Genomic DNA, 247 nt, shown 5'->3' with positions numbered 1-247 from the left:
TGCATAAAACTGTTAAACATACAAAAACCAGGGGTGGTTGGAATAGTTAAATCATCGCGCGGCTTAATCCGGTCAAACAGTTTATGTAACTCAGCTAATTTTTGGGGCACGTTATTCCCAAAGGATTCAGGATCATTTTTCCTAGCTTTAGCATATTGTTCGCCTAAGCCATTTTGTGCTTTCATTTCGATCTTTAACGTGACTTCATCTTGCCAGCGATAACCTTCTAACACTCTAAGAATATCAG

1 pseudogene is annotated in these 247 nt (G+C 38.9%); it reads right to left on the bottom strand.

What is annotated here, in order from left to right:
- Positions 1–247: pseudogene (locus tag GQ589_RS12115) on the bottom strand (hypothetical protein); the annotation flags it as partial.

The sequence above is a fragment of the Gilliamella sp. Pas-s27 genome (genome assembly GCF_009795865.1).
In the GTDB taxonomy this organism is placed as follows: Bacteria; Pseudomonadota; Gammaproteobacteria; order Enterobacterales; family Orbaceae; genus Gilliamella.
This window is presented reverse-complemented; position numbering and strand designations above follow the sequence as displayed.